The sequence below is a fragment of the Mesorhizobium sp. M6A.T.Cr.TU.014.01.1.1 genome, from assembly GCF_004022765.1.
Classification (GTDB): Bacteria; Pseudomonadota; Alphaproteobacteria; order Rhizobiales; family Rhizobiaceae; genus Mesorhizobium; species Mesorhizobium mediterraneum.
On record NZ_RZPG01000037.1, the window covers coordinates 43148 to 57997 of the forward strand.

Consider the following 14850-nt stretch of genomic DNA (forward strand, 5'->3'; position numbering starts at 1 on the left):
CTCGCCTTGTGGCCGCAGAGAGGGAAAGAATCTGCCGCCGGACATCGACTTCAGTGGTTTAGAGAAGGCGGCTCGGCAGCGACCTCTGCGTGAACCCAGACGCCTTGAAAAGCCCGATGCGTCCGGATTTTTGGCGGTGATCTTCATCAAATGCGATGAGCTGCAATTTCTGGCGACGGCCACGCTAAGGGCGGGCCTCCAGCACCATGTTGAACGGTGTCTCCGCGGCGCGACGCAATCGCTTGAAGCCGCCGCCGGTCACCACCTTGCGCAGCCTCGCCTCACCGGCCTGGGCTCCAAGCGCGAGCCCGACTTCCTGCGACACGGACGCGGGCGTGCACACGAACGTGGAAGCGGCATAGTAAACGCGTCCGACGGGATTGAGGTTCGCCGCCAGATGATCATGCGCGAACGGCTCGACGATCATCCACGTGCCATCCGGCTTGAGCGATCCGTGGACATGGGTGGCGGCGCCCGTCGGGTCGCCCATGTCGTGAAGGCAATCGAAGAATGTGACGAGGTCGTAGGTTCCGGGATAGCTCTTGGCGGCCGCGACGTCGAACCGCGTGTTGACGCCGACGCCGGCTACCTCGGCCGCCTTGCGGGCGCGCTCAATCGAAGGGGCATGATAGTCGAAGCCGACGAAGCGCGAATTGGGGAAGGCCTGTGCCATGAGCACGGTCGAGGCACCATGACCGCATCCAACATCCGCGACGTCCACGCCGCGTTCGAGCTTCTCGACGACGCCCTCCAAGGCCGGCAGCCAGGAGTCGATCAGATTGGCATTGTAGCCTGGACGGAAGAACCGCTCCGTACCGCGAAACAGACACGCGCTATGATCGTGCCACCCGACGCCATTGCCGGACTGGAATGCCTGCCTCACCTTTTCTTCATCGAGCCACAGCGCGGACAGGAACTCGAATGCGCCTGCCATGAAGGCCGGGCTGTCTTCATCGGCGAACACCAGCTCTTGCTCGGCGTTGAGATAGAATTTGTCGCTCGCTTCGTCGTAGTCGACGTAGCCCGCCGCCGCCTGCCCGGAAAGCCATTCCCTTACGAGGCGTTCCTGGGTGCCGGTGCGTGTCGAAAGTTCGGCGGCCGTCATCTTGCCGCCTTCGCGCAATGCCTTGAACAGGCCGAGTCTGTCCCCCAGCAGGACTCCCGCGCCCGTTGCGATCGCACCGAGATCGCCGACCATTTTCCCCAAGAATGCGTCCAACTTTTCCTGATTCGCTTCAGACATCTGAATCTCCCTTTGGGTTCAATCTCTCCAGGCGACGGAGCCGTGCTCGTCATGAGGCGCCTTGAGCATCAGATGCTCGAAGACATGCAGATATCCCCGGCGGCTCATCCGCGCTGCCGATCCTGCACCAGACCATATGGGTGACGACCGGCGCGGTGGTCGGGAATGACAGCCACCTCCATGCCGTTGAAAAGCAGGAAATCCGTCACTTTGCCCTCGTCGGTAACCGGCGGAGCCGGAGTGGTCGTCACCAGGGCAAGCCCTGTTGCAGCAGGTATCCTTGGGCAGCCTGTCAGAACATCGATGACTCCGGTTGTGGTGCCGGGGCGGGCGATCAGGGGCCAAGTGATTGTTCCGCGGCGGCTGTATGTTGTGGTAAGGTGATCATGCGAATTCTTGTTGGTCGGTCACGTGTTTTGCGGATGACCCGCATGTACTGTGCCAAATGAGAAAACCATTCAAACGCAATCCAGTAGATCTGACTGTATCCGACATTGTCGGAATTTGGACATCGCCGAACGCGAAGCGCTCGGGGCTTGTGACGATACTTGAGCGTGCTGCTTCGGAGGAGGGATGCGCCTCGAACCGGCCGCGAGGCCTTTTTCTGGCAACGGATATTCCGGCCGGGTTAGGCCGCGAGGAAAGCGACGGTGAATAAGAGGTAGAGGACCAACCGTTTTGAGCGGGTAGTTGCCGTGTTGCGCCCCCAGGCAAAGGCCAGCACCACGGAGCAGTATTTCTGGTGGCGATACTACAACGCCTTTAAGTGCCGGTTACCCGTTTTTACCCAGTTGGCCTGGTGCATTCAGAGCGAGGTCGTTGGAAACCGCTTATTGTGGCTATGGGCGAACTCGGGATGGAGGAGTGGACCCAAAAATTGGCAAAATGCCCCAGGGAGGATTACATGGGTCGCTCATTCGCCGTACTCGTTACAGGTGCGCGTCGCTACGCAAACAGCATGCTTTTGACTTGGCGTTTTTTGCCGTCTCGGCATCGCTCACTAATTCGGCCGCTGCCGATACCGTGAACTGGCGTCAATTCGAAGGGACCAGCATAACTTGGGCCTACGACATCCACCCCTATGCGGATGCTCTCGCTGCGCAACTTCCGGAGTTCGAGAAGCTGACCGGCATCAAGGTCACGCCGGAACTCTACCCAGACGATTCTTACTGGAACAAGATGACGATCCAACTGACGACGAAGTCGCCAGCATGGGATGTGTTCGGCACTGGCATTCAGCCCGCGTAGGACCTCGCTCCGAGTGGCGCCCTGGAGCCGCTGGACAAATACCTGAGCGATCCGAAGCTTACCGATGCTGGATACGACTACAACGACTTCTTCCCGAGCCTGCGTGCGGCGCTTACCTGGAAGATGGAAGCCGGTCAGATCGCAACGGGGGAGGGCGGCCAGATCTGGGCAATCCCGCATGCATTTGAGAACATCCAGCTGTTCTACCGCAAGGATACCTTGGAGAAGTATAACATCGCGGTTCCGACGTCTCCGCCGGAAATGGCCGGCCGCACCCCGATGGCGATCGACTCAAATATGTTCGGCTTCTGGAACGATGTTGCGGGGAAGCCGGCATCTGGCGAAGATCGCCTTCGCTCCGCCGCTGCACGCACCGAACGCCACGAGCTTCGATTCTAACATCTGGATCTGAGCTCTCGCCATGAACGCGGCTTCCGAAAAGAAGGGCGCGGCCTGGCTGTTCATCCAGTGGGCCACCTCCAAGCAGGTGGCGCTCAAGGGGTGGTCGTCCGCCCAGATTAATTGTCGCTCAACAACTCCAACAAGGTGCATCGTGATGCCTGCTCCTTATCCTTCGGTCGCTTCGGTCGCGCCGGCAGAACGCCGACACCGTAGTGGGAAGCCATCATGCCGAAGCTGCGGTTGATCTCCGGATCGTAAAAGCTTGCGCGGTTCACACCGGACTTCAGGTTGTCGGGAACAATCAGGCGCGGGACGCCGCCAAAGAAGCGGAACATGCGCACATGCGAGCCAATCCAGTCCGGCAGGGTCTGGCTCCAGGTCGCCTCGGCGAGGTCAGAGCGGAGCAGTTTCAACAACGCCATCCGACATCTTTTGTCGGGTTTGTCGAGTTTGCGATATGGCCATTTTCAGTCGATCTCTTGCTTTGCCTCGGGCTAATCAACTGAAAAGCAATCACAAAGTTCCTTCTTCAGCTCAATCAAGCAAACTGGCATGACTCTTGAGAGCCTTCGTTGCCGGGCGGGCAACAGCTGCCGGCCATAACTCGTGTCACGGGTAGCCACGATGAACAGGCGAAGGACCGCAATGCTTCAGGCTCTCGATCTAAGGAAACGTATTCCTTCGACCATGACAATGGTCGCACCAAAAACGCGAATCATATTTGAATACATAATTTATCTTCATCCTGCCCGACGCAAAGTACAATTTCACGGCCTAACAAAATGAACGCTCGCAGCATCTCGATCATTAATCGCCGTTTGTGGTACAGGCGCATGTTCATTGCTGAACGATCTCTGATTTCCTTCGCGATGGGCGTTTTTGCGCTGTTTCCAGTCTACCTGTTGTCGGTTGATCGCGACGAGATCTTTTTTGGTTCGATCTCAGCAGCAGGCATGGCGGTCGCTATATTCATAGTTTTGATCAGTCCTACGCTGACACGCCAGTTTAGTGTGCGGAGGCTCGCACCCATCGGCGGGCTTCTCTATGCAGCAGCCTGCGCGACCATACTCTTGAACGAATTGTCGGGGGTGCGCGCGACATTCCCCTACTTCCTCAGCTACATGCTGCAATCAAGCGGATGGGCGCTGCACTTCACTATGGGCTCGATATGCATTTCCGCCCTCTCAAGCGATGCAGACCGGCCATCGAGCTTCATGGCCTACTCTGCATTCTCCACCTTAGGGTTAACCTGCGGACCGCTGCTGAGCAGCCTCCTTGCCCGGTACGCCGGCTTGGGCACGCTGGATATGTTCATTCTGGCAATGCTCGCGGCGACGGCAGGGTCAGCGTTGTCATCGTGGGCAGCGCAACGTGCGGCGAACATCCGCGAAGCCGATATTCCGAATAACGCCTCGATTGCGCGCGACCTTTTCGGTCTCCTCTTCAGCAAATCTGCTCTGTTTTTTGTTCTTGTACTGTTGTCGGGAAGCATTTACACTACTTTGATAAACTTCCAGGCTCTATTTGCTAACAATTCAGGTCTTCCGTACGAAATATTCTTTGGCTTTTGGGCCATAGGAGTAGTCGGCTCCAGATTTGCAATTGGTCCGCGCGTAACCCGCAGTGCGGCCGACCGCACGTTGCCGCTACTCCTGGGCGGGATGGTCGTTTCGCTTCTCGTTTTTCACTACTCCCCGGGCCACCCCGTCGTTTACGCAATGGCATCGCTGGCGACCGGCATAACTTATGGGCTATCCTATCCCCTGATGCAGGCAGAAGCCGTCCGCGTGACTGCGCCGCAGTCCCGGACTTTGGTGCAGATCATCTTCAGCCTTTCCTATTTTCTTGGCCTGTATTTCTTCCCCTTCGCCGCCGGGCTCGTCTCAGTCCAGCTGGGATACGACACGCTGACGCTGTTGATTGCCGGCTTGGCTCTACTGCAAACGGCTATCGCTCTCCTTGGCTATCGCACGATCCGGCGCAAGCCGACCCCGACCGTAGTTGGCAGAAAAGGCTGAAGCAGGGCACTATGCACGGGAGATCACACGTCGTCATCGGAGCCGGGCCGGTCGGTCGGGCAGTGGCGCTGCAACTTGCGGACCAGCCGGACTCGTTCGTTGTCCTGATTGACAGGAGCCATTCTGCGCTTGCCGTGGCGCAACGGCTTCTGGGCAATCTCGAAAACGTCCGCTTCGACGTGTCGTTGGGTCCATCCGCTCTCTCGGTTCAAGCCCGATCGCTGATCATGGCTACGTCTTGGAGAGATTCCCGAGTTTTGGTCGGCAAGCTTTTGCACCAAACGCACGAGGCAGGTCTACACACCCCTATTATTTGCGTGGGCAGGCCGAGCCCTGGGGATCCTGACATTCTCCGGGTACCGCCTAACGGTCCGCCCGTAGTCTTGGGAGCGGGTCTCGAACCAGGACTGGTTGAATCTTTAGTCTCGCTGGTTGCGGCTGAAATAAAGGACATAGAGAGCATAGTAACTCATTGCGGAGGGATTCCCATAATTCCGGAACCTCCGCTGAACTATGCTCTTGCTTTTGGGCGTCGGCTGCCCATAGAGCAGAGGCTCGCGTTGGCTCGAATCGATGGCCAAGCCGTAACGCGAAATCGATTCGAAAGCGTATCTCAGCTGTTCGTGGATGGCGTCGGCCTTCTCGAAGCATACGATGATGCAATGGTTTCGTCGACGGCTGAAGGCGCTCATCCTAGCATTCCAACGCTTCGACAATTGACTGTGCGGTGGCCTGGCTTTGCGGATGGCGTTCGGATGTTGCATCGCCTCGGGCTGCTGTCCGATGAGGAGATCGAAATCGGGAGCGCGCGCCTGCAGGTTAAGGAGGTCACGGAGGCGCTTTTAAGTCGCCAGAGCCCAAATGACGATGGCGACCAGGTCGTCCTTAACATCGCAATTGAGGATCGCCAAGGGCGGGTTGGCCGCTGGACGTGCATCCTGCGCTCCGAGCTTCAGGAGCGAGGCATCTCAAGCATGGCTATCGCCACCGCAGTTCCGGTGGCCGCAGCCGTGGAATGCGTCACGCGTCAACAGTTGCGGGGTCCCATACACCCCGGCAAAGCCGCGCTCGCCGATGTCGCCGCGATGGCCCTCGAGCAACTGAGGAGAAGCCGGATCGCTGTCTTAGCCGAGCGCGCGACCGGGCTGTTGGAAACAAGCACGATTTTGGGAGCCGGGCATGCAAAGACGAAAGACACTACTCGTGGGGAGCGGACCAGCAAACCTGGCACTGCTGACCTGCCTCAAGGAGCGGGGATCCTCAGTTCTGGATTCGCTGGAAGTCCTTGAGCGCCGCGACAGCGCAGAATGGCACCCGGGCATCGCTTTCGAGGATTCGATGCTCCAAGTATCGTTGTTCAAGGACCTGGCGTTCCTGAGGAATCCGGCAAGCCCATTCACTTTTTTCTCGTTCCTGCGTGAGAAGGAGCTTCTCTATCACTTCATTCATACGAACAATCTGTATCCTTCAAGGAAGCTGTTTTCCGACTATCTGGTCTGGGTAAGCCGGTTCTTTGCGAACAAGATTTCTTTCGGCAAGGAGGCGGTGGCGGTCAGGTTGCACGAGAAGCCGTCGGGAACCCAAACCCTTGTCGTCATGACCAGGGATGTCTCGAGCGGAGATGTTTCAGAAATCGAGGCAGACGACGTGGTCGTCAGCCTTGGGCATGAGCCATACATCCCCGAAGAACTGGCCGTCGACTCCGGCCGCGTGGTGCATTCAAACTTCTTCCTATCCCATGCGAACGAGGGAATGATCAACGCTAATGCTCGCGTTGCGGTCGTCGGGTCCGGGCAAAGCGCCGGCGAGATAGTCAGATTCCTGCTCCAACACCGGGAAGTGTCGGAAGTTATCGTCGTTGGTCGGCGCCACCTCTTCGAACAGACGGATGACAACCCGTTCGTAAATGATTTCTACACTTATCCACACTCACTGAAGTTCGCGGAGTTGCCATTCGAAGATCGCAAGAGGTTTCTTTCCGACACGAGGAACACGAACTTCTCCACCGTCACCAAGGACGTCCTCAAAAGCATCTACGATCTTCGATTCGAGGACCAGGCGTGCGGGCGCGACAGGCTCAGGCTGTTCCCGTATACTGAAATCACGGCGGCAAAGCGTCTCGAGAATGGTCTTCGTCTTGACCTTCGCGGAATCGGAGGCAGGCCGGACTCGACGAGGCTTGAAATTGAACTCCTGGTATGCGCGACGGGCTTTTCAAACCGTCGCCATCTATCATTCTTCCAACTGCTGCAACCGCGAATGGAAGATGCCGACGTCGTTGTCGACGAGTCCTTCGAAGTGGGACTCGATCAGATGCCAGAATCGTGTCTCACCGGTCCGAAACCTCGCGTTTTCTTGGTGAACCACTCTTTTGGCCTTCGGGGCCCAACGGAGCACACACTCGGCGGTCTGGCCGAACGGGCTGCGGTGGTGGCGAGGGCGCTGGAAGACGGGCACGTGCTTCAACCTGCTCAAGGTCGCCCCGAGACCTTGCCAGCGGCATGGCCAACCCGAAATTCGAGAGAGGAAACGAAATGATGTGTTCGCAAGTAATAGATCTCAAAAATGAAACACGCGCGGTCCCCATCTCGATCGAAGGGGGCATCGTCATGCATGATCCCTTCCCGGAAGGGGGCGACGTTTCCATCCGACTACTGAAGCTCAGTCCAGGCGCGACCACTTGCCGTCACAACCATACGGAAGTCGAATTTTGGACGGTGATCTCTGGCGGCGTTCGAATTCATCTAGACGAAAAGACGTTCCTGCTGCTTGGCGGAGAGAGCATTAGGATGGACCCGCTGAGCAGGCACAGGATTGAGGCTTTGGACAGCGGTGCAGTCATGCAGACAGTGTGGTGGCACAGCCGCGCAGCCTTCGAAGAGGCGACTTCCACGACCGAAGCGATAGGAAAGAGCAGACCGCTGCTGCTGGTGCCCGCAATGCTTACCCCGAATGGGAACATGCATATAGGTCATGCCTCAGGACCGTTCCTCTACGCGGATGTGTTGCGCCGAATTGCCGAAACCGGCGGCCGACAGGTTTTCGTGCTGCAGGGCACGCACGGTCACCTTGAGCACATTGCAATTGCGGCCGACGCTGCTGGACTGGAATACTACCAGCTGGCCGAGAAAAACACGGCTTCTTTCCAGGAGGCTCTGCATCGGCTCAATGCAGTTTCGGATATTTTCCTTGGGACAAAGCCTGACCGCCGCGGCAAGGCGGTCGTTCTCGAGGTCTTCAAGCGACTTTGCAGCAAGGGCCTGATCGCTGAAAGAGAGCATTTGGTCCCGTATGACGTCCAAAGTGGGCGCTTCAAGGTGGACGCCTTCGTCCACGGCAAATGTCCATATTGCGGCGGCTATTCCTCCGGTCACGAATGCGAGGATTGCGGCGCGCTGGTCCTCGATGCCGAACTCCAGGATCCGGTCGATCTCGACGGGCGCTCGCTGGAACGTCGTCCCCTGAAGCGCCTTTTCCTGAACCTCGCTCCATTGCATGACGCACTCGAATCCTTCGCCTCGCGGAACTTCCTGCCCATTTACGCCAAGCTCTATATCGAGTCCTGGCTGTCCCGGGGGCTTCCGGCGGTCTGCATCTCAAACCCAAACCGGGAGGGAATTCGGATTCCAATCCCAGGATTTGAATGCCAGCGGTTTACCATCACCATGGAACACGTGCCTCGGCACTTGCTCGCCTTAGAAACGATAAGAGAAAAGAGCGGATGCCCCGCCTTCTGGTACCAAATCCCACGGGACGAGATGCCGGAGCTGGACATTCTCTTCGGGGCGGACAACGCCTTCGGACGTCTGTTGGTTATTCCCGGGGTACTTTCGGCGCTTGATCTCCATGAGATGCTCCCCCGACGGATTTTCGTCAACCAGATGCTCACGCTTGAGGGGAAGAAGTTCTCAACATCACGAAAACACGCAATCTGGGTGAACGACATCGCTGCGGAAGAAACTGCCGAGCCGCTTCGCTTCTACTTGTGTCGGTGTCGTCCGGACGGTTCTGTCGAGGACTTCTCCATGGGTGCCTACGAGAGCTGGAAACGGGACTTCTGGGACGGACGGCTGTCGAGATCGGTCGCGAAGGCTAACGAGGTCATCGGGCGGGTCGCGACAGACGAGCTCCCGTGTCCTGGCCAGTGGTCAGCCACCGACATTGCGTTCCTCGCGGACTGCAGACGCTTCAACGCGGAAGTGCGGGCGCGATTCGAAGCGGATTACCCGGACGTACGTCAGCTGACACGCGCAATCGAGGCGTTCGTCGACGCAATTGACCACTATTCATGTTCAGTGCTGCAAGTTCCGGCTGCGCCGAAGGTGAAGGAGGCGCTTGCCCGGACTGCGGCCCGCGCGGTGACCTTCGCGCTCGTCGGACTCTGTGTCGCGACATACCCGGTCGTACCTGATTTCGCCATCTCCATCGCAAGGAGTCTGGGGCTAGGGGTTCCCAAGCTCAGCTGGTTCGACCGCGACTGGATGGCCGAGCCAGTCCGTCTGTCTGCAAGCCATGACGCCGGAGGCCGTTGAATAACCGATCAAAGACTTCGGGCGTTCACCGCAGCCACTTTTCGAGAATCAGCCCGGAGGATGCGGGCAAGCCAGGAAGTGCATCGTGGACGTCGTCTTTGATCAGCCTTGTCACCGAAACGACGCCGATGTCGTCCGGCTCGGGCGAAGTCTGAAGTGTTGATGGCTTTTCAAAAGCGCGGCTAAACGACGACAAGAGTTGGTTGTGTTGCAACGTTTTTTTCTGTGTCATGAAGGTTGGTCGGGACAGGCCGCTGTCATGCCGCCAGTATGGCGAACTGCTCGGCCAGGAAGGGATTTGGGTTGAACGCGTACCTCGCCTGTCGCTTGAGCATCAGGTGAAGCATTTCGATCCCCGACAGGGTGATGCTGGCGGTGGCCGGCGACTTGAAACCCAGCATCGGCCGCACACGGCGCTTGATGTGCCGGTGGTCCTGCTCGAGATCCTGTTGTCAAGTATCGACTTTTCCTGATCGTGATCGGGTTCAGCAAGCGCCGGGAACGATCCTGCAACCGATTTGCCGCATCGCAGGAAGTGATGGCTTCATGATTGGTCTGGCTGCCGTCGATGACGATGCGATCGGGCCGGTTATGGCGCTCCAGGGCTTTCCTGAAGAAGCGCTTGGCAGCCAGCAGGTCGCGGTGCTCGCTGAACCAGAATTCGACCGAGTCGCCGACACTGTCGATGGCGCGGTAGAGATACATCCACTCACCGCGAACCTTGACGTAGCTTTCGTCGACATGCCATTTTGCCGGTGATGGCACGCTTGCGGCGGTTGAAGCGCTCCAGCAACCGCGGCGCGAAATGAATGACCCAGCGATGGATCGTCGAATGATCGACGCCGAATGCCGCGTTCGGCCATCATTTCTTTCCAGTCGCGCAGGCTCAGATTGTAGGCCAGATACCAGCGCACGCATAACAAGATGACGGACTGGTCGAACTGATGGCCTTTGAACATCTCGAACCTCGCGAAAATTGATGCAGGGTTCTCCCACGCGACCAGTTACCAAAGCTTTGCAACACAACCTGGCGGCTGCCATCCAACTGGGGCAGCAGCGACGTCACGGTCCGATCGTTACGGTAGCGCGCCAGCAGATTGTAGACTTGGCGGGTCGAGAGGCGCAGCTCGGCCGCGGCCCGGTTGATTGCCGCGCGTCTTGGCCCCGAACCGTCGAGAATCCTGTCGAGCTCGCGAGCGAGTCGACGTGCCGCCGACCATGCTTCGTCGGAATGCGACGTGCCGGGTGCGGCTTTCCGGTTGTGCAATCGGTGTGGCAAATCGAGCAGTCAGTGAAATCGTTAGCGAAAAATCGAGGCTGTCGTGGCGCCTAAACCTAAACAACACCTGACTTTCCCTGTTGAAATCGGGAAGTAAAAGCGACAGCCGAAGACCTCCTCGCCCGCCTCGACGAGCGCGTGGCCAAAAGCCCGGTCCGCGAAGGCTGGCTCGAACGCGAAACTTTGCCGACGCCGCCGCCGCGCTGTGGCTCGACGGCGAGCTCGTCCATGCCGAAGACCTCCTGCTGCACGACGCCCACATGGACATCCGCACTCCGACCCACGAGCTCACCCGGGCGCACGCCGTGCTGCGCGCCCGCCGCCGCATTTTCACACAAAAACGAGACTGGGCGCTGTCGCCCGGCCTTTTGGCGCTGCGTGGCCGCGAAGGGCAGGGCGGCAACGGGGCGAGCGCCGGCCGAGTTGGCTCCGGACTCGATGCCGCGACGGCCGCCGTCAGTGCGGACGACGATGCCGGCGAAAACCTTGCTGAAGACACTGACCAGGAGGACGCGCTGAGCGAAGAGCTGGCCGAGATCGATGCTGTGCTGGCCCGCTCCAGCCGACTGCTGGCCGGCGAGAATTTGGCGCCGCGCGCGGCAGACGGCCCGGAGGTCGACACGGCAGGGCAGGGGGAAAGTGCGCCAGGTCTTGCCGGACAATCTCAGGCCGCTGATCCGCGACCTCGACTGGGACGAGGACCAGCGGCTGGCCGACTGGCTCGCCATCGTCGACCGGCTGCGCGGCGAAAACATGCCGGCCGCGCTGGCAGCGGCGATCGCCTGGGACGCATGGCAGACAATCGAGCCGCTGCAGCACCAGCATTGGCTCGGAAATCTGCTCGTCGCGGCGCTGCTGCGCCAAACCGGCAAGGTCGGCTCGCATCTGTTTTGCCTTAATGCCGGGCTGCGCATCATTTCGCGCGACCGGCGGCGCGCCCGCGACCGGACCACCCGGCTGCTGGCCGTCCTCCATGCCTTCGCCGAAGCCGCCGCGACCGGGCTCAAGGAGATCGACCGACTGGCGCTGGCCAAAAGCCAGATGGAGCGCCGGCTCAGGAACCGGCGCAAAAACTCGAGCCTGCCGGCGCTGATCGAGCTGGTGCTGGCGCGGCCGCTGGTGTCGGCAGGTCTGGTCGCGGCCGAGCTGAAAATCAGCCAGCGCGCTGCGCTCGGGCTGGTCGCCGAACTCGGCATCCGCGAGGTGACCGGCAGGGGGCGCTACCGGGCGTGGGGCCCTTTAGCTGCGGCGGGCTTTGGCGAAAGCGACAGCACTGATGATTTTTGCTGTACGCTCATTCTCCCTCATCTGCGCGTTGACAGAAAACCAGCAGCCGAGGGTCACAGCACGCTGTGCTCCCGCGATTTCCGGAAAACCAATGAAGAACGACTTTGATCGATCGCGCGGGACGTATCATTCAACCATGTCGAGAACGGGCGTGACGGCACGTACACTATGGACCGAGAGAACTTTGTCTGGCGACTTTGCGCACGCCTGCAGAACTCTTCGGAAAACTTCCTTCTGTTGATCCAATGATCGTAATGAGCTGGAGTGGCATCGCCGCTCTCCCCGGTTCTTGCTCTCTCAGTTGAACTTGATGCTAGCCTGCACGAACACGCCGTAGCGCTTTGCCTTCCAATCGTCGGCCTGCGGGGAACCACGACCGCCCATTGCCTCTTCGAAAATGAGCGGTGCCGTTATTCGCCACGGCCCAGTAGCGGGCGCCGACGCCGATGTTGAACAAATCCGTGACCTTGTAGTTCAACACCGCCTCGAGCTGGACGCCATGCCCATCGCTCTTCGGGAATTAGCTTGATCTTGGGGCGCATGTGGTGCTGATCTTTGCCGTCGAGCCGCGTGAAGAGGAACGCCACGTCACCAGAAAGGCTGAGTCGCGCGGTGAGTTGCGTCTGCCCGGCCAAGCCGAGCGCAGCGAATGCCAATCGTTGTCCTGGCTGATGAGGTTGACGTAGGTCGGGACGGTTGGCACACAGGTCCTCCAGTTGGTCGCCTGCTGCGTGCAACCGAAAGCGTCGTAGCTCTCGTGCCGGAAATTGTTGCCAACAAAAGCACCGATGCGGTAGCGCGGCGCGTTCAAGAAATTGTATCCAAGATCGGCGGTGAAATAGCTGACGCCGCCCCCGCGCTGATCACTGAATGTGTTTGAGTAGCCCCCCCATTTCCGTAAGAAGTCCTCGTCATGAGAAAACCCTCCCTGATGCCGCCCGCACCGAGGAGGCCTTTACGAAAATGCCAGTCGGATTGTGGATCGCGTTGAAGAAGACTTCACTCGAATGCGCGTCTAGATCGTCATAGGTGAGCCGCGAGACCGGTGACGTACCTTTATGATTGTAAAGGTCCTTCGATGCTTGCCGGTACTGGGCCAGTAGCGTAGTCCACCCTCGAACGAAAAGACTGAGGCCGCCGCCCCGGCTACCGACGCCGACTCGAAATCACCGGCACTCGACGGCGGTTCGGAACTCCTCGGTGCCGCAGCGCCGGCCAAGCCGGACGGGCCCGGTGAAAAATTCGTCGTCGAGGGCAAGGCGCCCGCTGCTTCGCCCGGCCGCGCCGACGATTTTTCTTGGCCGCCAAGGCGGCAGCCTGCGGCCGCGGCCACAACCGAAACGACCACGGCGATCAGTCCGTAAGCTGCCCGGGGCAGCGGAAGGGCGGAAAGCGCCTTCAGATGCCGCACAAGTAGGGTCTCGAGACAGACTCAGCGCGGCAGCACGCTCGATCCCATCAGCGCCTCGTCGATCGAACGCGCCGCCTGCCGGCCCTCGCGGATCGCCCAGACGACCAGCGATTGACCGCGGCGCACATCGCCCGCCGCATAGAGCTTTTCGACGCTGGTCTTGTAGTCGCGGTCATTAGCCTCGACGTTGTTCGAGCGGCGGCTGTCGATGGCGATCGTCATCTGCCCGTCGAGTTCCGACACCGGCCCTCGAGCGGCCGGCCCGGCAAAGCCGATGGCGATGAAGGCGAGATCCGCGCGGATGACGAATTCCGTGCCGGCGATCGGTTTGCGCTTTTCATCGACCTCGCAGCATTTGACGCCGCTCAGCTGGCCGTCTTCGCCGATGAATTCGAGCGTCGCCACCTGGAACTCGCGCTCGGCGCCTTCGTCCTGCGAGGATGAGGTGCGCATCTTCGTCGCCCAGTAGGGCCAGACCGAAAGCTTGTCTTCCTTTTCCGGCGGCTGCGGCCGGATGTCGAGCTGGGTGACGCGCACGGCGCCCTGGCGGAAAGCGGTGCCGACGCAGTCGGATGCGGTGTCGCCGCCGCCGACGACGACGACATGCTGGCCGCCGGCGACGATCGGCTGGGAGGGCCACGCCACCGACTGGATCGGCTCGCCGCCGACGCGCTTGTTCTGCTGCACCAGATAGGGCATCGCGTCATGCACGCCGTCGAGATCGTCGCCGGGAATGTTGGCCGGGCGCGGCGTTTCGGAACCGCCGCAATAGAGCACCGCATCGTATTCGGCGAGCAGCTCCGCCACCGGTTTGTCGACGCCGACATTGACGCCGCAATGGAAGCTCACGCCCTCGCCCTGCATCTGCTCGATGCGCCGGTCGATATAGTGCTTCTCGATCTTGAAGTCGGGGATGCCGTAGCGCATCAGCCCGCCCGGCCGGCTCTCGCGCTCATAGACGTGGACGTCGTGGCCGGCGCGACCAAGCTGCTGGGCGGCCGCCATGCCGGCCGGCCCCGAGCCGATGATTGCGACGCGCTTGCCGGTCTTTTTTTCCGGCGGATAGGGCCGGATATGACCGGTTTCATAGGCCTTGTCGGCGATCGCCTGCTCGATCGTCTTGATGGCGACCGGAATGTCCTCGAGGTTCAGCGTGCAGGCTTCCTCGCAAGGTGCCGGACAGATGCGGCCGGTGAATTCCGGGAAATTGTTGGTCGAATGCAAGTTGCGGATCGCATTGTCCCAGTCGCCATTGTAGACGAGGTCGTTCCAGTCCGGGATCTGGTTGTGGATCGGGCAGCCGGTTGGCCCATGGCAGTACGGAATGCCGCAATCCATGCAGCGCGCGGCCTGTTTCTCGACCTCCTTGTCCGACATCGGCAGCGTGAACTCGCGAAAATGCCGGATGCGGTCGGAAGCCGGCTGGTACT

11 protein-coding genes and 5 pseudogenes are annotated in these 14850 nt (G+C 59.9%); 8 read left to right on the forward strand and 8 right to left on the reverse strand.

All coding sequences use genetic code 11. From position 1 onward, the window contains the following. Positions 1-184 precede the first annotated feature (184 nt). Both EN885_RS30040 and EN885_RS30045 read right to left on the reverse strand, forming a co-directional pair. Positions 185-1243, reverse strand: a complete 1059-nt coding sequence (locus EN885_RS30040) for a class I SAM-dependent methyltransferase (RefSeq protein WP_095487025.1) — start codon at positions 1241-1243, stop codon at positions 185-187. 57 nt (positions 1244-1300) lie between these two features. After that, positions 1301-1497 (reverse strand): annotated as a pseudogene (locus EN885_RS30045) (insulinase family protein); the annotation flags it as partial. 610 nt (positions 1498-2107) lie between these two features. Between EN885_RS30045 and EN885_RS34415 the strand changes: the two are divergent. After that, positions 2108-2491: a hypothetical protein gene (locus EN885_RS34415; RefSeq protein ID WP_245493170.1), complete on the forward strand. Its 384-nt coding sequence runs from the start codon at positions 2108-2110 to the stop codon at positions 2489-2491. Between the two features lie 123 nt (positions 2492-2614). Then, positions 2615-2890 (forward strand): hypothetical protein, encoded by a 276-nt coding sequence (locus EN885_RS34420; RefSeq protein WP_348631655.1) that lies wholly within the window; start codon positions 2615-2617, stop codon positions 2888-2890. Between the two features lie 161 nt (positions 2891-3051). Here EN885_RS34420 and EN885_RS30055 read toward each other — a convergent pair. Next, a pseudogene (locus EN885_RS30055) lies at positions 3052-3282 on the reverse strand (IS21 family transposase); the annotation flags it as partial. A 393-nt stretch (positions 3283-3675) separates the two neighbouring features. Here EN885_RS30055 and EN885_RS30060 point away from each other — a divergent pair. From EN885_RS30060 to EN885_RS30075, 3 genes are all read left to right on the forward strand, one after another. After that, complete coding sequence (locus EN885_RS30060) at positions 3676-4911, forward strand: MFS transporter (RefSeq protein WP_126104954.1); 1236 nt, start codon at positions 3676-3678, stop codon at positions 4909-4911. A gap of 1179 nt (positions 4912-6090) precedes the next feature. Continuing rightward, entirely contained in the window at positions 6091-7449 is a 1359-nt protein-coding gene (locus tag EN885_RS30070) for a SidA/IucD/PvdA family monooxygenase (RefSeq protein ID WP_127203781.1), read from the forward strand. Continuing rightward, complete coding sequence (locus EN885_RS30075) at positions 7413-9443, forward strand: class I tRNA ligase family protein (RefSeq protein ID WP_164547115.1); 2031 nt, start codon at positions 7413-7415, stop codon at positions 9441-9443. Before EN885_RS30070 ends, EN885_RS30075 begins: the two co-directional genes overlap by 37 nt. A gap of 25 nt (positions 9444-9468) precedes the next feature. On the opposite strand, the gene EN885_RS30080 is transcribed toward EN885_RS30075, so the two are convergent. The 4 genes and pseudogenes from EN885_RS30080 to EN885_RS34895 all read right to left on the reverse strand — a co-directional run bounded on the left by EN885_RS30080 (position 9469) and on the right by EN885_RS34895 (position 11384). Beyond that, positions 9469-9675, reverse strand: a complete 207-nt coding sequence (locus EN885_RS30080) for a hypothetical protein (RefSeq protein WP_126104958.1) — start codon at positions 9673-9675, stop codon at positions 9469-9471. Between the two features lie 25 nt (positions 9676-9700). Continuing rightward, positions 9701-10402: pseudogene (locus EN885_RS30085) on the reverse strand (IS6 family transposase). A gap of 80 nt (positions 10403-10482) precedes the next feature. Next, positions 10483-10722, reverse strand: a pseudogene (locus tag EN885_RS34425) (transposase); the annotation flags it as partial. A 56-nt stretch (positions 10723-10778) separates the two neighbouring features. Continuing rightward, entirely contained in the window at positions 10779-11384 is a 606-nt protein-coding gene (locus EN885_RS34895) for a hypothetical protein (protein ID WP_348631656.1), read from the reverse strand. Between EN885_RS34895 and EN885_RS34900 the strand changes: the two genes are divergently transcribed. From EN885_RS34900 to EN885_RS34430, 3 genes and pseudogenes are all read left to right on the forward strand, one after another. Further along, positions 11362-12117, forward strand: a complete 756-nt coding sequence (locus tag EN885_RS34900; protein ID WP_348627374.1) for an RHE_PE00001 family protein — start codon at positions 11362-11364, stop codon at positions 12115-12117. The two genes, EN885_RS34895 and EN885_RS34900, sit on opposite strands and share 23 nt — an antisense overlap. Before the next feature lie 541 nt (positions 12118-12658). Continuing rightward, a complete protein-coding gene (locus EN885_RS30100; protein WP_128243896.1) occupies positions 12659-12889 on the forward strand; it encodes a hypothetical protein in 231 nt (76 codons plus the stop codon). Between the two features lie 289 nt (positions 12890-13178). Next, positions 13179-13373: pseudogene (locus tag EN885_RS34430) on the forward strand (DUF459 domain-containing protein); the annotation flags it as partial. A 68-nt stretch (positions 13374-13441) separates the two neighbouring features. Here the strand turns inward: EN885_RS34430 and EN885_RS30110 are convergent. After that, positions 13442-14850, reverse strand: a 1409-nt coding sequence (locus tag EN885_RS30110; protein ID WP_164897944.1) for a glutamate synthase subunit beta, incomplete at its 5' end; no start/stop codon positions are given.

What these genes read in the sequence shown, in the direction of transcription:
- EN885_RS30080 (WP_126104958.1), bottom strand. Translation starts at nt 9,675, where the DNA reads ATGACACAGAAAAAAACGTTGCAACACAACCAACTCTTGTCGTCGTTT.
- EN885_RS30075 (WP_164547115.1), top strand. Translation starts at nt 7,413, where the DNA reads ATGGCCAACCCGAAATTCGAGAGAGGAAACGAAATGATGTGTTCGCAA.
- EN885_RS30070 (WP_127203781.1), top strand. Translation starts at nt 6,091, where the DNA reads ATGCAAAGACGAAAGACACTACTCGTGGGGAGCGGACCAGCAAACCTG.
- EN885_RS34420 (WP_348631655.1), top strand. Translation starts at nt 2,615, where the DNA reads ATGGAAGCCGGTCAGATCGCAACGGGGGAGGGCGGCCAGATCTGGGCA.
- EN885_RS30100 (WP_128243896.1), top strand. Translation starts at nt 12,659, where the DNA reads ATGCCAATCGTTGTCCTGGCTGATGAGGTTGACGTAGGTCGGGACGGT.
- EN885_RS30060 (WP_126104954.1), top strand. Translation starts at nt 3,676, where the DNA reads ATGAACGCTCGCAGCATCTCGATCATTAATCGCCGTTTGTGGTACAGG.
- EN885_RS30040 (WP_095487025.1), bottom strand. Translation starts at nt 1,243, where the DNA reads ATGTCTGAAGCGAATCAGGAAAAGTTGGACGCATTCTTGGGGAAAATG.